Source organism: Mucilaginibacter sediminis (assembly GCF_051903035.1).
In the GTDB taxonomy this organism is placed as follows: domain Bacteria; phylum Bacteroidota; class Bacteroidia; order Sphingobacteriales; family Sphingobacteriaceae; genus Mucilaginibacter.
Genome location: NZ_CP170602.1, coordinates 2,622,466 through 2,644,537, shown reverse-complemented (window position 1 = coordinate 2,644,537; position 22,072 = coordinate 2,622,466). Strand labels below are relative to the sequence as shown.

The window sequence follows — 22,072 nt, the reverse complement described above, 5'->3', positions numbered from 1 at the left end:
AAATTAAAATTTTACGCTTACACCCATATTCATAACTTTTCCCTGTATATAATACTGACCCGACGAACTGGTCGCTTCAGGGTCAAATATTTTCTGTTTAGAGAATGTAAGCAGGTTAAGACCATTTACATATATGCGCAAATTGCTTATACCAACTTTTGAAGTTAGCGCCACCGGAAGCGTGTAACCCAATTCGGCATTTTTTAGCCTGATATAATTCATGTTTAGTAACCAATAAGTGTTTCCGCTTGAAAAATACTGGTTATTTCTATCAACCGTACGCGGGTCTTTTGTACTTGGGTTGTCAACTGTCCAACGATGATCATAGCTATATTGCAGGAAGTTACCAATAGTTCCGGATTCTGTTTGCAGGAAGAGCTGAGAACCCGCTGCACCCTGGAATAAAACAGTCAGGTCGAAATTTTTATATTGTACCCCAAAATTAAAACCACCCTGGAAAGTAGGCGTGGTGCTTTTATCGCTCCAAATACGGTCATCACCGGTAATTTTACCATCTGGCCCAATATCCTTACCATTGGCATCTTTTTTACCATGCAAATCTTTATACCTCATGTCGCCCGGGCGAAGCGTACTGGCCCCAACAGCGCTATAGTCAACTGTATTGGCATCAACTTGCGCCTGGGTAGAAAATATGCCGTCATACACGTAGTAAAGCTGAGCTCCGATAGGGTGCCCGGTAGATCTTTGCCAGGCGGGTGCTCCGGGAGCCTCGTCCCATTGATCGATCCTGTTTTTGTTATATCCGCCGTTAACACCTACATTATAGCTTACCTCACCAACCCTGTCATGGTAATTCAATTGAAATTCCCATCCTTTATTAGTTACTTTTCCATAATTTACAGGAGGTAGCAACCATCTTGGTATCGCTGTTGCAGGTACCGAAGCTGTAGGCGCCCATAATATCTGCGTACGTTTGTTTAAAAATGCTTCCAACGTAAAATCTAATTTTCCGTTTAATACAGTTCCTTCTAACGCAACGTTAGTGTTATTGGCTACTTCCCATGTGAAATTGGGGTTTGGCGCCACGTTCTCTGACAATGTTTGCACCGGTGCCCCGTTTACAATGTACGAGCCAACGTTGTATAATGACAGATAAGAGTATTCTGCTAATATGTTGGTACCAGGTTTAACAACGTTGTCGTTACCCATCTGTCCCCATGACCCGCGCAATTTTAAATTTTGAAAGAATTTTATGTTATTTTTAAAAAAATCCTCTTCCGAAATTCTCCAACCGGCAGATATACCAGGGAAAAAGCCAAAACGGTGATTCTCGGGAAACATATAAGAACCATCTACCCGCCATAAAAACTCAGCCAGGTATTTTTCTTTATAGTTGTAATTAACCCGGCCAAAATAATTTAATCGCGCTTTTTGCCAGGCGCTGCCGGAGTTTCCTATCTCTGAGTTGCCACCCCAACTTAATTGATCGATAGCAATAGAGTTGTAATATTTACGGTTGGCGGCGAACTGGCTGTCGTTTGATTTTTCTTTGGTTACGCCGGCAAGCAATACAACGTTATGGCTGCCGAAGCTGTGGTTATAGCTTATGATACCCTCAAGCAAACTGCTCAATTGGTCGTCAGATCCCTGGCTTAAATTCGCCTGGGCTGGCCCGCGGGCTACTTTGGTAAGTACAGGGGTGCCGCTTGCATCTTTGGTAACATTATCCCAGCTGTACACATACCATGGCGTTTGCCAGTTTTTGGTTTGTTGTATATATTTATCCAAAGCAACATTTCCCGTGATTTTTAACCCTTCTACGCCCGGAACTAATATCTCTATTTTGCCGTTAGTTTGTACGAAATACCTGGTGTCTTTAGCATAACCTGTTTTATTGGTAGTGATAAGTACCGGCTGCTGGCCGTTTTCAATATCGGGGCCAGGTAAGCCATTTGGCCAATAAGCCGGCCTGTAGGGGTAACCACGCATCAACATCCTGAATATATCATTGGCACCTCCTCCATCCGGGAAAAAGCGGTTTTCCTGGCGGCCTGATACGCCAACCCAGGTGTTGATGTACTTATTAACTTTGGCATCAACATTTAAACGGAAATCATATTGCTTATACCCTGTAGCCGAGTTTTTATAGTATCCATCCTGATTTTGGTACCCTATTGAGGTAAGGTACTTAATGTTTTCAGAACCGCCTGATAACTGAACAGTTTGGCGTGTTTGAGGCGACCAGTCTTTTATTGTTGCTTTAAACCAATCTGTGTTAGGGTGTCCCCATGGATCAGATCCATCAGCAAATTTTTGGAAATCGGCTGGCTGAAAGGTAGCCGTTGTTGTAGCCCCATTATCCGGCCTGGTAAATTTCCCCGCTGTTTTGAATGCAGCAGAGGCAGGAGCCCAGTATTGTGAAGGCAAACCATACAGGTCTATTTCATTTACCATGGTGGCATATTCTGTTGAATTGGCCATTTTAGGTACAGTAGTTGGCCGGGCCCATCCTTTGTTATAAGTATAAGAAAGGTCTGGTTTACCAATTTTACCGTGTTTGGTAGTAATCAAAATAACACCGTTAGCCGCCCTTGCACCGTAAATAGCTGCAGATGCATCTTTTAACACCGAGATGCTTTCAACATCGGCAGGGTTTATACGGTCTATACTGGTTTGCCCGGCAGGCGCAGGAACCCCGTCTATAACAAGTAACGGAGCGTTATTGCCCAGGGTGTTTCTACCACGGATTAGGATGGTTGAACCATCGTAACCAGGTTCGCCGCTTGCATTCGTGGCAACAACGCCTGGCATGCGTCCGGCTATAGAGTTAGAAAGGTTAACAGCAGGCGATTTTACCAATTCGTCGCCCTTAACGGTTGTAACTGATCCGGTAACGGTTACCCTCTTTTGCACACCGTAACCAACCACAACAACCTCGTTTAATCCTTTTGATGATGACTGTAGCTTGATATTTAGTACAGGTTTGCCACCTACAGGCACCTCTAATGTGGTATAGCCGATGTATGATACAACCAACACTGCATTTTCAGGAGCTGTAATAGTAAATTTTCCTTTTACATCAGTAACCGCGCCAACATTTGAACCTTTAATCAATATTGATACGCCAACCAGTGTTTCGCCGGTAGACTGATCAGTTACTGTTCCTGTAACTTTTATCGGGGCGTTTTCGTTGATCTTCCCCTCGTTTGTTTTTGTAAAATTTGTTTTTTCGATTTTTGCGGCGCCGGCGAATGACGAACCAACAAATATTAATGCTATTAATATTTGACTTAGCGCAATTTTAAAGACCCTTAACAAGTTTACAGTCTTATGTAAATTGTATTCCATATTAGCTTATTTAAGTTAATTAATATTTAATGCACGCTATAAAAGCGGGATAATTGGAGGGGGTAAAATCGTTCCGATTATTTTCCCCCGGGTTGTGGGTGACTGTGCTTATTTTTCTTCCATATTGCTTATTTAGGTTTTATATAAATTAATTGGTTGTATTCGGCAATGGATTACAAAAAGCAAACCCGGATGGTATCCTTATCGGCGCAATATGTGATACTATCAGGCCGCCTATCCTTTATTAAGCTATTAATTGGATAAGCCTTTGTAACATTTTTGTGTCTAAAATAATATCGTAGTCAAACCTGCGTTTTTCAAGTTAACACTACTTATCGACCGTTATTTCAATAAAATTAAATGTGGTTAGTACATTTATAGTTGGCAGTACTAAGATGGGTAAAATAAACACCGCCCAAGAGAGGTAAATTCATACAACTTGAGGGGGTAATTGGTAAAAAAATGCTTAATATTTAAATTTTCGCTACTTTTTAAGAAATTAATTTTTGTTGATTTTAACCTTTACAATATTCCTGGTGATATTGGCATGAAATGGAACGCGAAATTTTTTTATGTATTCAGAAGGGTTAAGTCCGAATAGTTTGCTAAACTGCTCTCTGAAATATTTAGGGTCGTTTATGCCCACCTTATAAGCAGCCTCAGAAACGGTACAATCGGTGTTAAGGAACATTTCGGCAGCTTTTCTTAAACGAATAAACCGTATAAACCCATTAGCAGATTGCCCGGAAATGGCCCTGATCCTTTTATAGAGGTTAGAATGGCTCATTCCTACCTCATCTGCCAGGGTTTTGATGCAAAAATCACTATCGCTTAAGTTATCTTCAACCACTTTGATACAGGCCGCCAAAAACTCCTTATAATCCGGCGGAACTTTAAGGTCATTTGATTTTAAGGTAATTTCATTATAAAAATATTTTTGAAGGCTGTTCTTACTTTTAAGAATACCTTCAACGCGGGCTAAAAGTAATTCCCGCTCAAATGGTTTGCTTATATAATCGTCGGCGCCGCCTTCTATGCCTTTAAGTTTTATTTCGGGAGATGAGCTTGCGGTTAATAATAAAACGGGGATATGGCTTAGTATTGGGTCCTCCTTAATCCTGCTGCATAACTCAATACCGCTTATCCCTTGCATCATAACATCGCTGATAACTATATCCGGCAAAAACTGGTATACCTTATCTAAACCTTCGGCACCATCTGCCGCTTCAAAAATTTCGAACTTTGACGAGAAAATTTGTTTCAGGTACTGTCTCATCTGTGCATTGTCATCTACAATAAGCATAGATTTTGATTCGAAATCAAATGGATCACTTTTTTTACTTTTGGCAGCACCTGAATCTTTATTCAGCCCCGGAACTTCCTCATAACTCTCAATAAGCTCGTCTAAAAAAACAGAGGTTTCTATAACATCTTCAAAAATAAAGTTCGGGCTTAAATGCTCTTTTCCTTTTAACAAGCAAACCTTAAATATGGTGCCCGCTCCATTTAAACTGGTATAACTGATGTTCCCTTTGTGGCTTTCGATAAACTTTTTTACAAGGTAAAGGCCAATGCCAAATCCACCACTAAGTGGCGTCTCATCCTGTACCTGGTAAAATTTATCAAATAACTTTTCCCCTATATCCTCGGCAATTCCGCGTCCTGTATCTTTAATTTCTATATTCACCAATGTTTCTGTTTGGGATATATAGCAATTTACCATCCCATTATCCGGCGTAAATTTTAATGAATTTGATATCAAATTAAACAAAACGATCTCGATTTTTTCCCTGTCGGCAAATACTTCTATCGTGTCTGTCTCGGAAACAAAGTCAAACAATATGTTTTTACTTTTGGCCTGGTGGCTGAAGCATAAAAAAACTTCTTTACATAAGTTTACAATATTTAACCTTACAATTTTAAGGCTGTCAGATTCGCTTTCCGCTTTTCTGAATAGCAATAACTGATCAACCAAACTTAAAAGCCGGCGTGCGTTACGAAAAACGATACTCAGGTTGTTTGTTTCAGTCTCTCTTGCTCCCGGGTTAAATAATAATTCTTTAACCGGGTTGATAATTAGGGTAAGCGGTGTCCGAAACTCATGGGAAATATTGGTAAAAAACGACAGTTTTCGCTCGTTAAGCTCTTTTTCTTTTTCGGCAGATATCTGGGCTATTTTTACTTCATACTTTAACCGGGCCGCGTTGCTGCGATAGCGTAAATAGTAATAAATCAATGTTGCTATTATTAGCAAAGAGCTCATATATGCCCACCATGTTTGATACCACGGGGGCAGAATTTTTATTTTAAATGTTGCATAATTTTCAAACCAGATACCATCCTGGTTCGCTGCTTTAACTTTAAATATATAATCGCCGGCGGGCAAATAGCGGTAGGTAACCGATTTTTGATTTTTTACATAATTCCAGTTTTGTTCTAATCCCACCAATTTATAGGCAAATTCGCTTTTTTCGGCATAAGCATAATTTAATGCTACATATTGTATCGAAAAAACCGGCTGGTCGGGCTTTAAGGTAATTTGGGTTGATTCATTAATACCAGCGTTTAATATACTGTCTTTCTGACCCACTTCAACCTCTTTGCCAAACAGCTGGAGCCCTGTAATCAAAACTTTGGGTTTAAATGAGTTTTGCTTAACCTCTGTCGGATAAAATACGTTGTAACCCTCGGTACCGCCAAATACCATAAATTTTTTAGTACTGCTGTACATTGACGAACCTGGGTTAAACTGCCCGGCCTGCAACCCTTCGGAACTATCGTAATTAATAATCTTGCCTGTTTGCAGGTCAATACGCGATAATCCTCTGTTAGTACTTATCCAAATGTTGCCGGCCTCATCTTTTTGTATCGCGTTTACTGTATTATCAGCCAATCCACCTTTTTCAGTATATCTTTTAAATTTTTTGTTGTGTGTATCATACACAACGAGGCCATCTCCTTCGGTACCTATATAAAGGTTTTTGTTTTCATCTAAATACAAAGCATATATAAAGTGGCTGGGCAAAAACTTTTCTGCTTCGGCTTCACTAAAATAATTAACAAACTTATTTTGATTTTTTATATAATATTTAAGGCCGGATGCCGATGTACCAATAAAAAGGTTGCCGTTGCCATCTTCGGCAAGTGCCCGGATATAATCTGAACCAATGCCGCTATTTTGTGGGTTGTAGTTAACAAACTTGTCACTTCCGGCGGGCAATAAGCTTAAGCCTCCGCCATTGGTGCCAATCCATAAATTATTTTTTGAATCATCAATAATCGTCCTTATATCGTTCAAACAGATACTTGTGGGGTCATTTGTTTTATGAAAAAAATTGGTAAAGGAATCCGTTTTTTTATTGTATCTGAATAACCCGTGCGAGTAAGAACCAAACCATAATGTATTGGAATGATCTTTATATGCGCAAAGTATATTATTGCAGGTTAATGAACCTTTTTGCCAATCGGACCTGTAATATTTTACAACCTCGCCACTGAGTTTTTTCTTGTAAATCCCGTCGCCGTCGGTACCCATCCACAGGTATCCTTCATCATCCATACACATACCATAATATCTTAAAAAGCTGCTGCCATAGTTATCTTTCAACTCACTCTGGAACTTTTGAAATTTCTCCGGCACGCTGCTCAATAAATAAATTCCATCCCCATAGGTTCCAACCCAGATATTTTTATCCCGATCCTGGAATAAGGTTTCGATGGTACGGGCGGTAATGCTGTAATTGTCTTCCGATCTTACGGGATCAATCGAGATATCTTTATACGATGACTTTGCAGCTTTGTCGAGATTTATAGTATACAAACCTCCATCAAGCAAGCCAACAAGCAGGTTTTTATGTTCATCCTCCAAAAGCGAAAAAAAATAGTTGCTGCGTAATTTATAAGTTGAGCCTAAAAAAACGCGAAAGTTGTTTTCCTTTCTGTTATAAAGCACCAGCCCTTTACTGGTTGCTATCCAAATGTTATGATTATGATCTTCATAAATAGAAGTAATGAGGCCCTGGGGAATAAGTTTAAGTGCGAACTGGCTATTCAAGTTTTTTGAAACCACTCCATTACTCGTATTAAAAACATTAAGGCCGCCGTCCCTTGTTCCTACCCATAATAGCCCGTATGTATCTTCAACAACATTAGTAACTGATAAATCGCCTAATAAACCAGGCTGTTCTTTTTTAGTATAATTTTTAAACTGATGAGTTTTTATATTGTAGGAAGAGAACCCTGACGCGCCACACGAAAACCACAATTGGCTTTTATTATTTTCAAAAATACTGTTTACATTGTTTAAATAGGTTGGAGGAACCCCCGGGGGGGCAAATTTTATAAACCGTTCCTTGTTGGTATCGAATTTATAAATCCCTCTTCTGGATGATATCCAAATATCCCCCTGCGTATCTTTAAATATGCTTTGAACATAATTACTTGGCAGGCTATATGGATTATTGGGATCCAGCTTAAATACCTTGAAATTTGTACCATCAAACCGGTTTAAGCCATCGCTGGTAGCAAACCAGATAAATCCTTTGTTATCCTGGGTTATGCCATTGATTATACCAAAAGAAAGACCATCTTTCAATGAGTATTTCGTTATTTTTTTGGTAAATAAATCTTGAGAAAAACAAAGGGAAAAGGCAGATACGCCTACCAGGGTAAGTAATAATTTTCTCATTAAGTATTAATAACAGGTTTTGTGAAGGACAGCCGTTTTTCAAAAAACCGCCATATTCAAATGTAGTTTATTTAAAATAAATAACATATCAAAAACAATAAAATTTAGTTTGCTGCGTTTTTTTTTCGCTTGTATATTCCCGATTTTTTATTTGAAAACATACACCGGCTGGTTGCTCTTTTTGCGGCCCGTTCCTGTTGCTATTTGTCTGGCAAATTGACGGAAGTATTGCAGGCTGCATTTAAATTATGTGGAAAAAAAATGCAAATTATCTGTAGACCAATGCGGTTAACAGAGGATTTTTTATCATAAACAGGCAAAAAAATACAAATAATTTCAAAGAAATATTTCCTGCGCCTCAACATCATATTTTTGCGCTTTTGAAGGGTTGCCGGCACCACGGGCTTTTTAAATATTTTGTGATGTAGCTGCATTCAAAATTTGTTTTGATAACATTTGTCCCTTACCGGTTTTTTTGAAGGTGCGAGTATCGTTTTACAGTTTATTCCCCGATATAAACCCGCTATGAAATAAACGGCTATGGTTGATCTGTTTTACGGACCGGCATAAGTACAGCTTCGCAATGTATTTCGTAGTAATAAAAATACTTTGTAAAAATTATCTCACAAAATTTTGCTAAATCGTTTTTATTAGATAATTTGGTCGATAATTACCAATTAAGGATAACCGCTTCTTAAATATATTTTTCGGGGATTAAAAGATGAGCAAAACTAAACGGGCCGTGTTTGCGGCTTTGCCGGGTAAAAAATATTTCACTGTATTGCTAACTGCAGCACTTGCCATTAGTGTAACGTTATTAAAAGCCCAAAGCCCCGCCGGTTACGTTAATCCCTTTATAGGTGCCAGTACAAGTACTGCCGATGCAGGTACATATCATGGCCTGGGCAAAACTTTTCCGGGCGCCACTACACCGTATGGCATGGTGCAGGTAAGCCCTAATACCATCACAGGCGGCGATAACGGCCCGGGTTACAGTTATGAGCAAACCAGTATTGAGGGCTTTGCCATGACACAAATGAGCGGTATAGGCTGGTACGGCGACCTGGGCAATTTCCTGGTGATGCCTACCGCAGGCAAAATGTACACCATAGCCGGTAAACCGGATGGCTCCATGAAAGGCTATCGCTCGCTATACGATAAAAAAAGTGAGAAAGCATCGGCCGGATATTACAGTGCTTTGTTGACCGATCATAACATTAAGGCCGAAATGACGGCTGCCCCTCATAGCGGGATGCTGCGTTTTACCTTTCCGGAAGGCAGCGATTCGCGGATCCAGGTTGATTTGGCGCGTAGGGTAGGGGGCACTTCAACGCTGCAACACGTAAAAGTTGTTAATGACCATACTATTGAAGGCTGGATGAAATGCACGCCGGATGGCGGCGGCTGGGGAAATGGCGACGGCCATGCCGATTACACCGTTTATTTTTATGCCCAATTTAGCATGCCGTTGAAGGATTTTGGTGTTTGGAGTGCCAATATCCCCGATGACTGGACCCGTAAGCTGGATGATGTAACCGGGAAAAAATATTTAGATAAGGTTGCCGAAGCCGAAATATTAAAAGGCGCAACAGAAAAACAAGGCAAACACCTGGGTTTTTACACGCAATTTGCAACCAGGGCCAATGAGCAGGTATTACTTAAAACAGGTATCTCTTTTATCAGCATTGCCGGAGCGAAGAACAATTTAAATACCGAAATAAAAGACTGGAATTTTGATGCTGTACACCAAAACGCTGTTGCACTTTGGAACAAGGCTTTATCAAAAGTAAGCGTGCAGGGCGGCACACCTGAGCAAAAAACTGTTTTTTACACAGCCTTGTATCATACCATGATAGATCCCCGGATTATAAGCGACGTAGATGGCAGATATCCGGGCGGCGATGGCAAGGCACATCATGCGGTTAATTTTAACAAGCGGACTATTTTTAGCGGGTGGGATGTGTTCCGCAGCCAGATGCCCCTGCAAACCATCATAAACCCGGGCCTGGTAAACGATGAGATCAATTCGCTGGTAACATTAGCGCAGGAAAAGAAAATGGATTACCTGGAACGCTGGGAGATCATGAACGCTTACAGCGGTTGTATGATTGGTAACCCGGCTGTATCGGTAATTGCCGATGCTTACGCCAAAGGCATCCGTAACTATAACGTGCCCGAGGCTTATCGCCTTGCGGTGGGCTCTGTTGAAAAATTTGGCAATGGCGATAAAGGTTTTACGGGCGGCGATTTGAGCTTATCCTTAACTTTAGAATACGCCTATACCGACTGGTGTGCAGGCCAACTGGCTAAATGGTTGGGAAAAACTGCCGATGCCACAAAATACACCCAAAGGGGGCAAGCTTACAAAAACGTTTTCGACACCGAAAAAGGCTGGTACAGGCCCAAAGATGATAACGGCAACTGGAAAGCCTGGCCCGATTCGGCACGCACCAAACAATGGTACGGTACTATTGAAAGCAATCCCTATCAACAAGGCTGGTTTGTACCACAGGATGTAAAGGGCATGGCCCAAATGATGGGTGGCAACGCCAAAACCATCGCCGACCTGAACAACTTTTTTGAAAAAGCGCCTGATAACATGATGTGGAACGATTATTACAATCACGCTAATGAACCGGTACACCACGTGCCGTTTTTGTATAATCGGCTGGGCGCACCATGGCTTACCCAGAAATGGACACGGGAGATTTGCCGCCGCGCCTACCACAATTCGGTTGAAGGCCTGGTTGGGAACGAAGATGTGGGCCAGATGTCAGCCTGGTATGTGCTGGCTGCCAGTGGCATTCACCCGGTTTGCCCCGGCGATACCCGGCAGGAAATTACCAGCCCCGTATTTAATAAAGTAGTTTTAAGGCTCGACCCGAAATATGCAAAAGGCAAAACATTTACCATTATGGCGCTCAAAAATTCGGCGGCCAATGTTTATATCCAAAGCGCAAAGTTAAATGGCAGGGCTTACAACAAGTGTTACCTCGACTTTAGAGACATAGCCGCGGGCGGTACACTGGAACTTACCATGGGCAGCAAGCCAAATAAAAACTGGGGAATTTAATATAGAATATGTTTTAATAAAGAGTGGTTGAATTGTGAAGATATGCTAAATCGATTTATAGAAACCAATAATAAATTATATATCTATCAATTAATCAAAACCAAATTATGAAAACCAAATTATTTACCCTGCTTATTGCCGGCACCACTTTAGTTGCTGCCTGCAAGCGCGAAAAATCGGCTAAACCCGAGCCCCCTGTAACTAATCCCGGAGGTGCCAAAATTCCGTTGTCCGGATCGCCTGTATCCGCATATGGCACTTTTTATATCAGTAATGTATCCAGCAGTAAAATCATCGAAATAAATGGCGTGGGAATGTTAAATGATGGTAACGCCGCCCAGCAATACCAGTATTTTGGCAGCGGTACTGCAACAAACCCTAATCAAAAATGGTACATTATTCAGCAAGGTACCGGCGCTATTACCAGCAGCACCAAATTTAAACTCATGAATGTTGCCAGCGGTAAATATCTTGAGGTACCCCTGGCATCTACCACGCCGGGCGTAGGCTTATGGCAGGATAAAGCCAATACTAACAACGCGCAGCAATGGTATATCCAATCGGTAGGCACCAATGTGTACAAGATTATTAACGTAGGCAACGGCCTGGCGGTAACCAACGAAGGCGCTTCCACCAGTAATGGCACCGCCATAACGCAGGAGCCTTTTGTATCTGGCAACACCTCCCAGCAATGGGTGTTAAACAGCATCACTGCCGAATCATATCGGGATGATGATGTGGTAAACTTTTTTCACCGGGCAAACGGCACCGTTGCTTTTGATGAAGGTAAAAGTATTGCCCTTACCTATGGCGCCAATAGCGGCAAGGTACTTTGGATAACCGAGGATGCGTACGCGGCCGATCAGCTGCAATCAAACGGGCAGTTGTATTGCCAGTTTTTTAAATACCATAATTCGGCTTTATTACAGCCGGCAAGTCATAGCTGGGATCAATCATTAACGCCGAATATAACTACTACAAATTCGCCCATTAGCAACCTGGAGATTATTGAAAGCCCCGGCGACCATAACAGTACTTATCGCTGGCCGGGCATTGGGATTGAGGCAGGCAGCAAGGTTTTGTTGTATACTTATGAATCTGCAAACGGATCGACCCCTGCAAACCAGGCCGTGTACTCCATTAACCAAAACACGGCTGGTTTAAACTGGGGTGCGGCAACAAGGCTTACGCCAAATGGTATGTCGGGCCAAACTGATGTCGGTTTTTCCAACGGGATGGTGAAAAATCCGGCGGGAGATTCGGTTTATGTATATGGCAGTAAAAGTGTTTATTTTAATTCATCAAATGTATTCCTGGCGCGGTTTGCGGTGAGCAACCCAACCAGCTGGACATTCTGGACGGGCACAGGCTGGTCGGGCAGCCTGCAATCTGCATCAACAGCTGCAATTACGGTTGGTTCGGGCAATACAACGCAGCAAAACGTAATCATATCAAAAGTGAACGGCAAATATGTAATGATGCAAATGGATCTGGGTTACTTCTGCGATCCGGGCAACCACAATATTTATATATCTACAGCAAGCAGTCCAAAGGGGCCGTTTACTGCGCCGCAATTGGTATTTACCATTAATGATATGTACAACGGGCACCTGGCTAAATATTACACGCCGGCAATACATCCCGAGTTTAATAATGGGCATAATGAGCTTTTGGTTACCTATTGCTTAAATTATAATGCCGATGGTGGCAGCTGCTCAACCCAAACCTGTTTTAATAATAACCAGGACCCCAATTATTACCAGGTGAAAGGGGTAAGGATACCATATTCGCTGGTGGGATTGTAGGTGGGTAAGATTGTCATTTCGAAAGAGCAGGGCAGGAATGAGCGAAGGGGCGAAAGAGAAATCTTATACAATATGCAAAGAAGATATGCAAGGTTTGGATGCAGGTTTTATAAGGTTTCTCAAATCGCTCGAAATGCCCATTATTGAGGCGGTAACGAACAAAATAACTTGAATTAACATACAATGAAGAGAACATTTTTACTATTAGCCGGCATTAGCCTTTCCATTTGGGCCAGCGCGCAAAAAATTGCCCCTTTTAAGGCGGGTGACAGGGTGGCATTTGTGGGCAACAGCATTACCGATGGCGGACATTACCACTCGTACATATGGCTGTATTACATGACCCATTACCCCAACGCGCGGATAACTTGTTTTAACGCGGGTATTGGCGGCGATGTTATAGGCCAGATTTATGACAGGTTTGATGATGATGTGCTTGATAAAAAGCCTAACGTTTTAACCCTTACCTGGGGCATGAATGATAGCGGCTATTTTGAGTGGTACCGTGCCGATGCAAAGGATGTGATGGATAAAAGGATCCAGGGGAGCTATAAATATTACGGCATGCTGGAGGATAAGCTGAAACAATTGCCGTCTATTAAAAAGATCTTTATTTTGGGTTCTCCATACGATGAAACTTCTAAGTTCACCACCAAAAATATCTACCCTAAAAAAAGTATAGCGTTTTCAAAAATTATCGATTTTCAGCAGGAGGCGGCTAAAAGAAACGGCTACGGTTATGTAGATTTTTATCACCCTATGGCAGCCATCAACCAGCGCGAACAGGCAAAGGATTCCACTTTTAGCCTTACGCCTAACGATAGGGTGCACCCCGATAACGATGGACACCTGGTAATGGCCTACCTGTTTTTGAAAGCCCAGGGGCTGGATAATCAGTATGTTGCCGATTTAAGCATCAATGCCCAAAACAAAAAAGTGTTAAAGGCTGTAAACTGCCGCATCAGTAATATAACAGCCGGTGCAGATTCGGTTGCGTTTAATTACCTGGCCAATTCGCTGCCTTATCCTATTGATACCATTCCGCGTGGCTGGGGCAATCGTAAAAAGCAGGCAGATGCCCTAAAAGTAGTTCCGTTCACCAAAGAGTTTAACCAGGAATTGTTGAGCGTTAAAGGCCTTAAGGACGGCGATTACAAGGTGATGATTGACGGCGAGCAGATAGGCAGCTGGTCGGCCCAGCAACTGGCCGATGGCGTTAACATGGCCGAAATTACCACAACTCCCCAATACCAGCAGGCCATCCAGGTTCGCGAACTGAACGAAGAGCGTTGGGATATTGAGCGCCGCACAAGAATGTATGTTTGGATGCAGTATGATTTTTTAAAGGGCAAAGGTTTGCTGCACAACGATAGCAACGCCGCTATGGATACCGTAAAAAAATACGCTGTAAAAGACATTTTTGTGAATGGCAATAAAGATAACTACAGCCGCGCCCGCTACAAAAGCCTGCGCGATGCCTGGCAAAAAGAAACGGATGTATTAACCGACCAGATTTATGCCATTAACAAACCCAAAAATCACCGCATTACCATTATAGCTGCCAAATAACCATAACCGGAAATTACCTATACCCATATGAATAAAAGAACAATAATAGCCCTTATAGCTTTTTTTATAAGCTTTATAAAGGTTGATGCAGCTACAGTAGATACCGTTTTAACGCACAGTAACGCCATGCGCCAGGATATTAAGGCGGTAGTAATAAAGCCTGCCGGTTACCAGGCCGGCAAAAAGTTCCCGGTGCTGTACCTGTTGCATGGCTTTAGCGGCAATTACAGCGATTGGATTTTAAAAGTACCCGCCATTACCAAACTGGCCGATGAGTATCAAATGATGATAGTATGCCCCGATGGCAATTTTGCAGGTTGGTATTTTGATAGTCCTATGAACAAGGACTGGCAATACGAAACTTATGTTGGAACCGAACTGGTGAACTGGGTTGATAAACATTACGCTACAATTGCCGATAGGAGCGGGAGGGCCATTACCGGCTTAAGTATGGGCGGGCACGGCGCCATGTACATTGCATTTAAGCACCAGGATACTTTTGGCGCGGCAGGCAGCATGAGCGGCGCGCTGGATATCAGGCCCTTTTCGGATGCGTTTGGTATTGAACAGGTGTTGGGAAAATACAGCCAATACCCCGAACGGTGGGAAAAAAACAGCGTTATCAATATGATATACCTGTTAAAACCAAACTCGCTGCTTATTACGTTTGATTGCGGTTATGATGACTTTTTATACCCGGCGAATGTTGCTTTTCATAATGAGCTTTTATCGCGTAAGATTCCGCATGATTTTACGGTAAGGCCGGGAGCGCATACCTGGGAATTTTGGAGCAACTCGGTTGTTTACCAGGCGCTGTTTTTTAGCCGCTACTTTAACAAAATAAGGTAGGGGATAGTGTTGCAAAATTTAATTACCGGGCTTATAATTTTTAGCCCGGTTTTTAACCACTTTTCTAATTTTTAGCGGCTTTTAGTGCAAACAAAATAAATTAAAAAAAAGTGTTCGAAAAATTTGCTAAATCGTTTTTATGATTTAAATTAGCAGTCAGATTAACCATCTGTTATAAACCAACTAATACCAATATACTTTTTTTTAGGGCAATCTGCGTAAAGCTGCCAAATTTAGCTAAATCGATTTTTTGATTTAATTTAAATGGACTTGTAGTGTTAAAATATGCTATTGTAAATAAACCTGTAATATGAAAAAAATTTACTTCAAGGTTCTTACTTTTTCGATGTTCGGGCTTGCGCTTTGGGGCATGTCATCCTGTAAAAAGGATGGTTTCCTGGGGCAAACCACTACATCAAACTTAACCCAAAGCACGGTGTTTGCCGATAGCGCCAATACGGTGGCGTTTTTGTCAAATATCTACAGTAATGTAGGGTTCAGCTTTAACCCCGGCCGCTTTTTATACGGGCCTATTTTATCGCCCACAACCAACGGCGGGCTTGATGCTGCTTCGGACGAAGCCGAGGTTTACACATCAGCCGGTTCTACCGCTTTAGCTTTTGAATCAGGTACTATCAACGCGGCTGTAGTTACCGATGATGCTTATAAAAACAGCTACACTAACATCCGCGCGGTAAACCAGCTGCTGGCCAATTTGCCAAAGTCGCCTATAAATAATTTTACCAAAACCCAGATGCGTGCCGAGGCCCATTTTTTAAGGGCCTGGTACTACGCTATATTATTAAAACACTACGGCGGGGTGCATATAGTTAACGATAAGATTTATAACTATACAGATGCCATTCCCGCAAAACGGAATACCTACGCCGAAACGGTAAACTATATTTTGGCCGATTGCGATACCGCCGCGCTGGAGTTGCCAACCGTTCAAAGCGGCTTAAACTATGGCCGCGCTTCAAAGGGGGCTTGCCTTGCCTTAAAATCAAGGGTTTTGCTGTATGCTGCAAGTCCGTTATTTAATGGGCAATCGATAGGTGATGGCGCTACAAAAGAGCTGGTGGGCTATGCCACTTACGATAAAGAACGCTGGAAACTGGCCGAAGATGCCGCGATTGCTGTAATTGGTACCGGAGCCTATAAACTCAATGTGGATAATGCGACCGCACCAGGCTATGGCTTTCAGCACCTGTTTACCTTGCCGCTTAATACCGAATATATTTTTGAGCTGATGCGCGGCAACAATGCCGATTTTGAGAGCCTGTGGCAGCCACCATCACGTACGGGCAAAAATGGCGCCCTGCCTTTGCAAGGTTTGGTTGATGCATTCCCGATGAACACGGGCAAAGCCATCACCGACCCAACATCCGGCTACGATCCGCAAAACCCTTATGCCAACCGCGATCCGCGTTTAGATTACACGGTTATCCGCGATCAAACGCTTATCCAAAACAGGCTGTCGTCGGGCAAATCGCCTATTAATATTTTTACCGGTACCTATAATGGACAATCAACAGGTCCCGATGCGGTTAATGTGGGCACCCGTACAGGCTATTACACCAACAAAATGCTCGATCCGGATGCCGTATCGCAGGATTTTACACATCCAACCAAAAGATGCTGGCCATTAATACGCTATGCCGAAATTCTGTTGAACTACGCCGAGGCCGCCAACGAATACGAAGGCCCGACCACACAGGTTTACCAGGCTGTCGAGGCTATCCGCCAGCGGGCAGGGTTAAGCCCTTACCAATTGCCAACCGGGTTAAGCCAGGCCGATATGCGTAAAGCCATTCAGAACGAACGCCGTATTGAGCTGGCGTTTGAGGAGCACCGCTTTTGGGATGTGCGCCGCTGGAAAATAGCCGACCAGACCGACAATATTCAAACCTACGGTATGGAGGTTGACCGCAATAACGCATCGGTTACTTATAAAACCTTCCCGGTGCGCAAGCGCAACTTCCGCACGGCTATGTACCTGTGGCCTTTCCCGCAAACGGAGGTGGCCAAATCGCCTGAGATGTTACAAAATCCGGGGTATTGATCACCATTATAAGATAAAAAGCAAATGAAAAAGAATAATATAATGCAACAGTGCGGCTTTTTGCTGGTAGCGATAGCGGCTATTTTGATGGCATCATGCAAAGCCGAAAAGGTATTGCCGGTAAAAGAATCTATAAAAGATATCACAGGCAGCTGGCAGGTGATCAGGGCAACACGCAACGGAACCGAGCTTACCACCCTTATCGATTTTACCAAATTCAGGGTAAACTTTAAAGATGGCGGCTACACCATTGAAAACCCGCTGCCTTTTTTGGTAAACGCCAACGGCAAATTTTCGCTCGACGATCCGGAATACCCGTTTAAAATAACGTTTACTGCAACCGGGGGCACCGCTGTATCAACACCATTTAATTATCCTATTGTGAATGGTAAAAGGCAGTTGAGCATCACTTTTAGCCCGGGCTGCCCAAATAACAGCTATGTATACGTACTGCAAAAAGTTAACTAACCATAAACCATAACATACTAATACAACAGATTTTATGAGATCATATTTACATATAAAAGGTAAAGGTTTATGGAAGTTTTGCGCTTTAACTGCACTGGCTATTGTACTGGCCTGCTGCGGCGAGGTGATAACCAGCGTTGACCAGCCTGCAACTGCAACAGCGGGGTCTACAATGACTGTAACCGTTCACCTATCTATACCAACGGCGGCAGATGGCGGCCCCGATTACCTGGTGTTTGGCTTTTTGGTACCCAAGGGATGGAAAGCGGCCCAAAATACCGTTGTAACCTACTCCGGCGCGCAGGGCAGCGGCAACATGACGCTGATACCCGAAGGAACCTTAGGCAAGAACGGAAACGGCCTAACCTGGACAGCCTACATGAAAAAAACTTTCCAGATTGGCGGTAACCTTATTGACGATATGGAATGGGTGGCTTATCAGTCAGATAAAGCATATTCACACAGCGGCGGGCTTGAATTTAAGGGCGATATCACCATTAAAACAAAGGTTGCTGCCGATAATAACAACTACCTGGTAAAATTGGGCTACACCATTACCGATACCGGCCACGGCTTTACCAGCGATCAGTTTGGAACTTATTACAGCGAAGTAGTAACACCCTGCTTTGAAGTTACCGGCGGCACCGGCGATTTGATTGATTTTTGTAATCCGCAGCTTACCACAGTTAACCCGCCAAAATCGTTAGATAACGACATCATTACGCTAACCTTTGATGGTACGGTTGTTAACACGCCGCTAAACAACGCTACCGAAACTTACCTGTGCGCTACCGCCTATACCAGTGATGGCAAAACCATCAGCGTTTGCGAGCAAACGGATAAAACCAAAATGATACAAGCGGTGCCAAACAGTAAAAAGTACCAGTTAACGTTTTGGCCCAAGTCGTTTTTTAATACTACGGCCGCGCAAACTATCACAAAAATAGAGTACTTCATTACCGATAAAACAGGCACTGCAAAAGTTGGCTATGGCAACACACTGGCGCCGTTTGTTTACACTTTTAAGTGCTCGTAACCAATTATAATACAAAAGGATGCTGAATTAACCTTGTTTTTAAAATCACAGGTTGAGGTAGCTGCTAAAACGATATTTAATTATTGCCAACAATTTAAATCTTATACTATGGCTTATTGCTACTTAAAGAAATGCTTTACAGGTTTCGTCATATTGATGCTTATGCTGGTAAAAACCGGGTACGCAGCTATGCAGGATACCACAGGCAGGGGTAGTACCCATCCTGGTTGGGTAAGCGGGGTTGTACTTGATGAATATGCCAACCCTTTAAACGGGGTTAAGGTAATGGTAAAAGGTAAAACCGATGCCAGCTTTACTGATAAAGACGGTCGCTTCGAGATTAACGCTGTCAGCGGCGATAAGCTGGTATTTACGATGCTTAACTATTACACCAGCGAGGTAAAGATCAGCAGTAAAAGCCCAGTCACCATAAAATTGCTTGATACCTATTTAAAAGCGCCCGAAACGATAAACGTGTTATACGGCACCAAAAAGGCAGCTGCAAACCTGGGATCGGTTGCTTCCATTTATACCAATCAGCTTACAACCACACCGGCATCGTTGTATACCCATGCATTGCCGGGGCAGCTGCCGGGCTTGTATACGCAGCAGTACAGTGGCTTTGCCAGCCCGCAAACCAGTACACAGACCGTGGCCGATTTTATTGGCAACGTGGTGCAGCACAACAACTACTCGGCAAATGATAATACCGAAATAGGTTTATCGCTGCGCGGACAAACGCCAATAACCATCATAGATGGGGTACAGCGCGAAATCTCTTCCATCGATCCGGAAAGTATCGAATCGGTATCGGTTTTAAAGGATGCATTATCAAATATATTGCTGGGTATCAACAGCTCGCGCGGTGTTTTACTGATCACTACCAAACATGGCCAGGCTGGGGCGCCCCGCATTTCGTTTACGGCCGAAGCAGGTTCGCAGCACCCTCTTGATCTGCCGAAACCGTTGCCGGCCTACCAGTATGCTTATTTATATAACGAGGCGCTGCAAAACGACGGTAAGCCAACCATTTACAGCGCCGATGACTTTAACGCCTATCGCAACCATACCGATCCTGCTCATCACCCGGATGTAAACTGGTTTAACACCTTGCTACGCAACAGTTCGCCAATAAGCAGCTACAAGCTGAATGTTAACGGCGGCAGCAGCGTGGCGCAGTACAGTGTTTCATTAAACTATATGGATCAGCAGGGCATGTTTAAAACCTCGCCGGCTGCAACTTATAATACCAATAACGAACTTAGCCGTTACATTATCAATTCCGATCTGAGCGTAAACGTTACCAAAAAGTTTACGGTTGATTTGCAATTGTTTGGCCGTATTCAACAGGCTACCCAGCCGGGCACAGGCTACTCGGGCATCCTGAATACACTGTACAATACGCCAAACAACGCCTACCCGGTTTATAACCCTAACGGATCATTCGGCGGTACTACGTTGTTTACCAATAACCTGTTGTCGCAATCGCAGTTTTCGGGCTACCAGCGCACCAACAGTAACGATGTAATGGCCAACCTCGATCTTAATTACGATTTAAGCAGCGTAACAAAAGGCCTCTCCGTAAAACTAAAGGGAAACCTGGCATTTGAATCGCAGGGTCTGGTAAACCGGTCGTTGCAAAACAATACCTATTTGCTTAACAAGGATAGTTCGTACTCGGCTGTAGGTACACCAATATCGCAATCAAACGGCTTTGCCACGGTATCAAGCGCCCGTTATTCTTTTGCGCAGGCTGCTTTAAATTACGAGAGGCAGTTTGGAAAAGGCACCGTAAGCAGCATGTTGTTGTATGATACCCGGTCGGTTGTATTAAACTATGACTTATCTGGTGTTACCACCAACAGGGCAGCCAAACTGGGCTACAACTACGATGGAAAATATTTTATTGAAGCATCGGCCAACAGCAGCGGCTACAATAGGTACCCGCCCGGTAACCAGTATGGTATGTTTTACGCCGTTGGCTTAGGCTGGCAAATGGGGCAGGAGCGTTTTATAAAAGATATTAGCTGGATAAGTTCATGGAAATGGCGCGCCACTTATGGCAAAACCGGCAATGCCAATGTTGATAATTTTGGTTACTACAACTTTTTGCAAACATATGGTACGTCAATCGGCTATCCTTATACATTGGGTACTGCCCGCAGCGTAATTCAAAGCTATAATGAAAATACCCTGGCTAACCCTTACATCCGTTGGGAAAACGCCAAAAAACTGGATATTGGTACCGATATATCCCTGTTTAAAGATCACTTTAAAATTACTGCCGATTACTTTCACGACAGGTACTATGACCTGTTACAAACCCGCGGCAATAGCATAGCCTTGTTAGGAACCACCTACTCGGCCGAGAACATTGGGGTGAAGTTGTATAAAGGTACCGAGCTTACCTTAACCTACCAGGACCATGCCGGTAATTTAAATTACTTTATTACAGCTAATGCAACGCGCCAAACATCAACCAATGTATTCAGCGATGAAGAGCCCGCGCCGTATCCATGGTTAAGGCGCACCGGCTTATCAAACGATGTAATATTTGGCTATACTGCTTTGGGTTTCTTTAAAAACGCACAGGATGCAGCCACCAGCGCCACCACAGTTGGCTACACGCCACAGGCCGGAGATGTGAAATACAAAGACCTTAACGGCGACCACGTGATTAACCAGTTTGATCAATCGGCCATAGCCAATACCAAACCTTTAATTTATTACGGCTTATCATTTGGTGTTAACTATAAAGGTTTCAGTGTAAGCGTAATTATGCAGGGCGTTACCAACCACCAGATTATTTACAACAACAACCTGGTAAACGGCTTTGCCGGCCTTGGTCAGTTTGGCAACATTTACCAGGGCCAGGGCTATGACGCCCTAACCGGAAGGTGGACACCAGAAACAGCTGATATAGCTACCCTGCCGCGCTTATCATCAACCGGCAATGTTAACAATGGTTTGCTATCAACACTGTACATCCGGTCGGCAAATTACATGAGGCTTAAAAATGCCGAAGTAGGCTACAGCCTGCCGCTGGAGTGGGCACGCAAACTAAGGTTATCGGGCATCAGGGTATTTGCCAATGGCGAAAACCTATACACATTTTACGGCTACAAGGGCGTGGATCCGGAAGTGTACGGTTTGGCGTACCCCATACAGCGCGTGTTTAATGCAGGTATAAACATTAAGCTTTAATTATTGGCCA

Annotated in this window: 10 protein-coding genes; 8 read left to right on the top strand and 2 right to left on the bottom strand. The window is 43.1% G+C overall.

Going from position 1 to position 22,072, the window contains the following annotated elements; genetic code table 11:
- Nucleotides 1-3: 3 nt before the first annotated feature.
- Nucleotides 4-3,309, bottom strand: a complete 3,306-nt coding sequence (locus ACFGVS_RS10265; protein ID WP_439698537.1) for a SusC/RagA family TonB-linked outer membrane protein — start codon at nt 3,307-3,309, stop codon at nt 4-6.
- Nucleotides 3,310-3,808: 499 nt separating this feature from the next.
- A complete protein-coding gene (locus tag ACFGVS_RS10260) occupies nt 3,809-7,996 on the bottom strand; it encodes a hybrid sensor histidine kinase/response regulator transcription factor (RefSeq protein ID WP_439698536.1) in 4,188 nt (1,395 codons plus the stop codon).
- 721 nt (nt 7,997-8,717) lie between these two features.
- Here ACFGVS_RS10260 and ACFGVS_RS10255 point away from each other — a divergent pair.
- The 8 genes from ACFGVS_RS10255 (at nt 8,718) to ACFGVS_RS10220 (ending at nt 22,062) form a co-directional block, all read left to right on the top strand.
- Nucleotides 8,718-11,069 (top strand): GH92 family glycosyl hydrolase, encoded by a 2,352-nt coding sequence (locus ACFGVS_RS10255; protein ID WP_439698535.1) that lies wholly within the window; start codon nt 8,718-8,720, stop codon nt 11,067-11,069.
- Between the two features lie 107 nt (nt 11,070-11,176).
- Nucleotides 11,177-12,874, top strand: a complete 1,698-nt coding sequence (locus ACFGVS_RS10250) for an RICIN domain-containing protein (RefSeq protein WP_439698534.1) — start codon at nt 11,177-11,179, stop codon at nt 12,872-12,874.
- Between the two features lie 183 nt (nt 12,875-13,057).
- A complete protein-coding gene (locus ACFGVS_RS10245) occupies nt 13,058-14,443 on the top strand; it encodes an SGNH/GDSL hydrolase family protein (RefSeq protein WP_439698533.1) in 1,386 nt (461 codons plus the stop codon).
- 27 nt (nt 14,444-14,470) lie between these two features.
- Nucleotides 14,471-15,292: an alpha/beta hydrolase gene (locus tag ACFGVS_RS10240; RefSeq protein ID WP_439698532.1), complete on the top strand. Its 822-nt coding sequence runs from the start codon at nt 14,471-14,473 to the stop codon at nt 15,290-15,292.
- A gap of 310 nt (nt 15,293-15,602) precedes the next feature.
- Nucleotides 15,603-17,354 (top strand): RagB/SusD family nutrient uptake outer membrane protein, encoded by a 1,752-nt coding sequence (locus tag ACFGVS_RS10235; protein ID WP_439698531.1) that lies wholly within the window; start codon nt 15,603-15,605, stop codon nt 17,352-17,354.
- A gap of 24 nt (nt 17,355-17,378) precedes the next feature.
- Nucleotides 17,379-17,822, top strand: a complete 444-nt coding sequence (locus ACFGVS_RS10230) for a DUF5004 domain-containing protein (RefSeq protein ID WP_225976409.1) — start codon at nt 17,379-17,381, stop codon at nt 17,820-17,822.
- 34 nt (nt 17,823-17,856) lie between these two features.
- Nucleotides 17,857-18,858 carry a DUF4961 domain-containing protein gene (locus ACFGVS_RS10225; RefSeq protein ID WP_439698530.1) on the top strand — a complete coding sequence of 334 codons (1,002 nt, stop codon included), beginning with the start codon at nt 17,857-17,859 and terminating at the stop codon, nt 18,856-18,858.
- A gap of 108 nt (nt 18,859-18,966) precedes the next feature.
- Nucleotides 18,967-22,062 (top strand): SusC/RagA family TonB-linked outer membrane protein, encoded by a 3,096-nt coding sequence (locus ACFGVS_RS10220; RefSeq protein WP_439698529.1) that lies wholly within the window; start codon nt 18,967-18,969, stop codon nt 22,060-22,062.
- Nucleotides 22,063-22,072 lie beyond the last annotated feature (10 nt).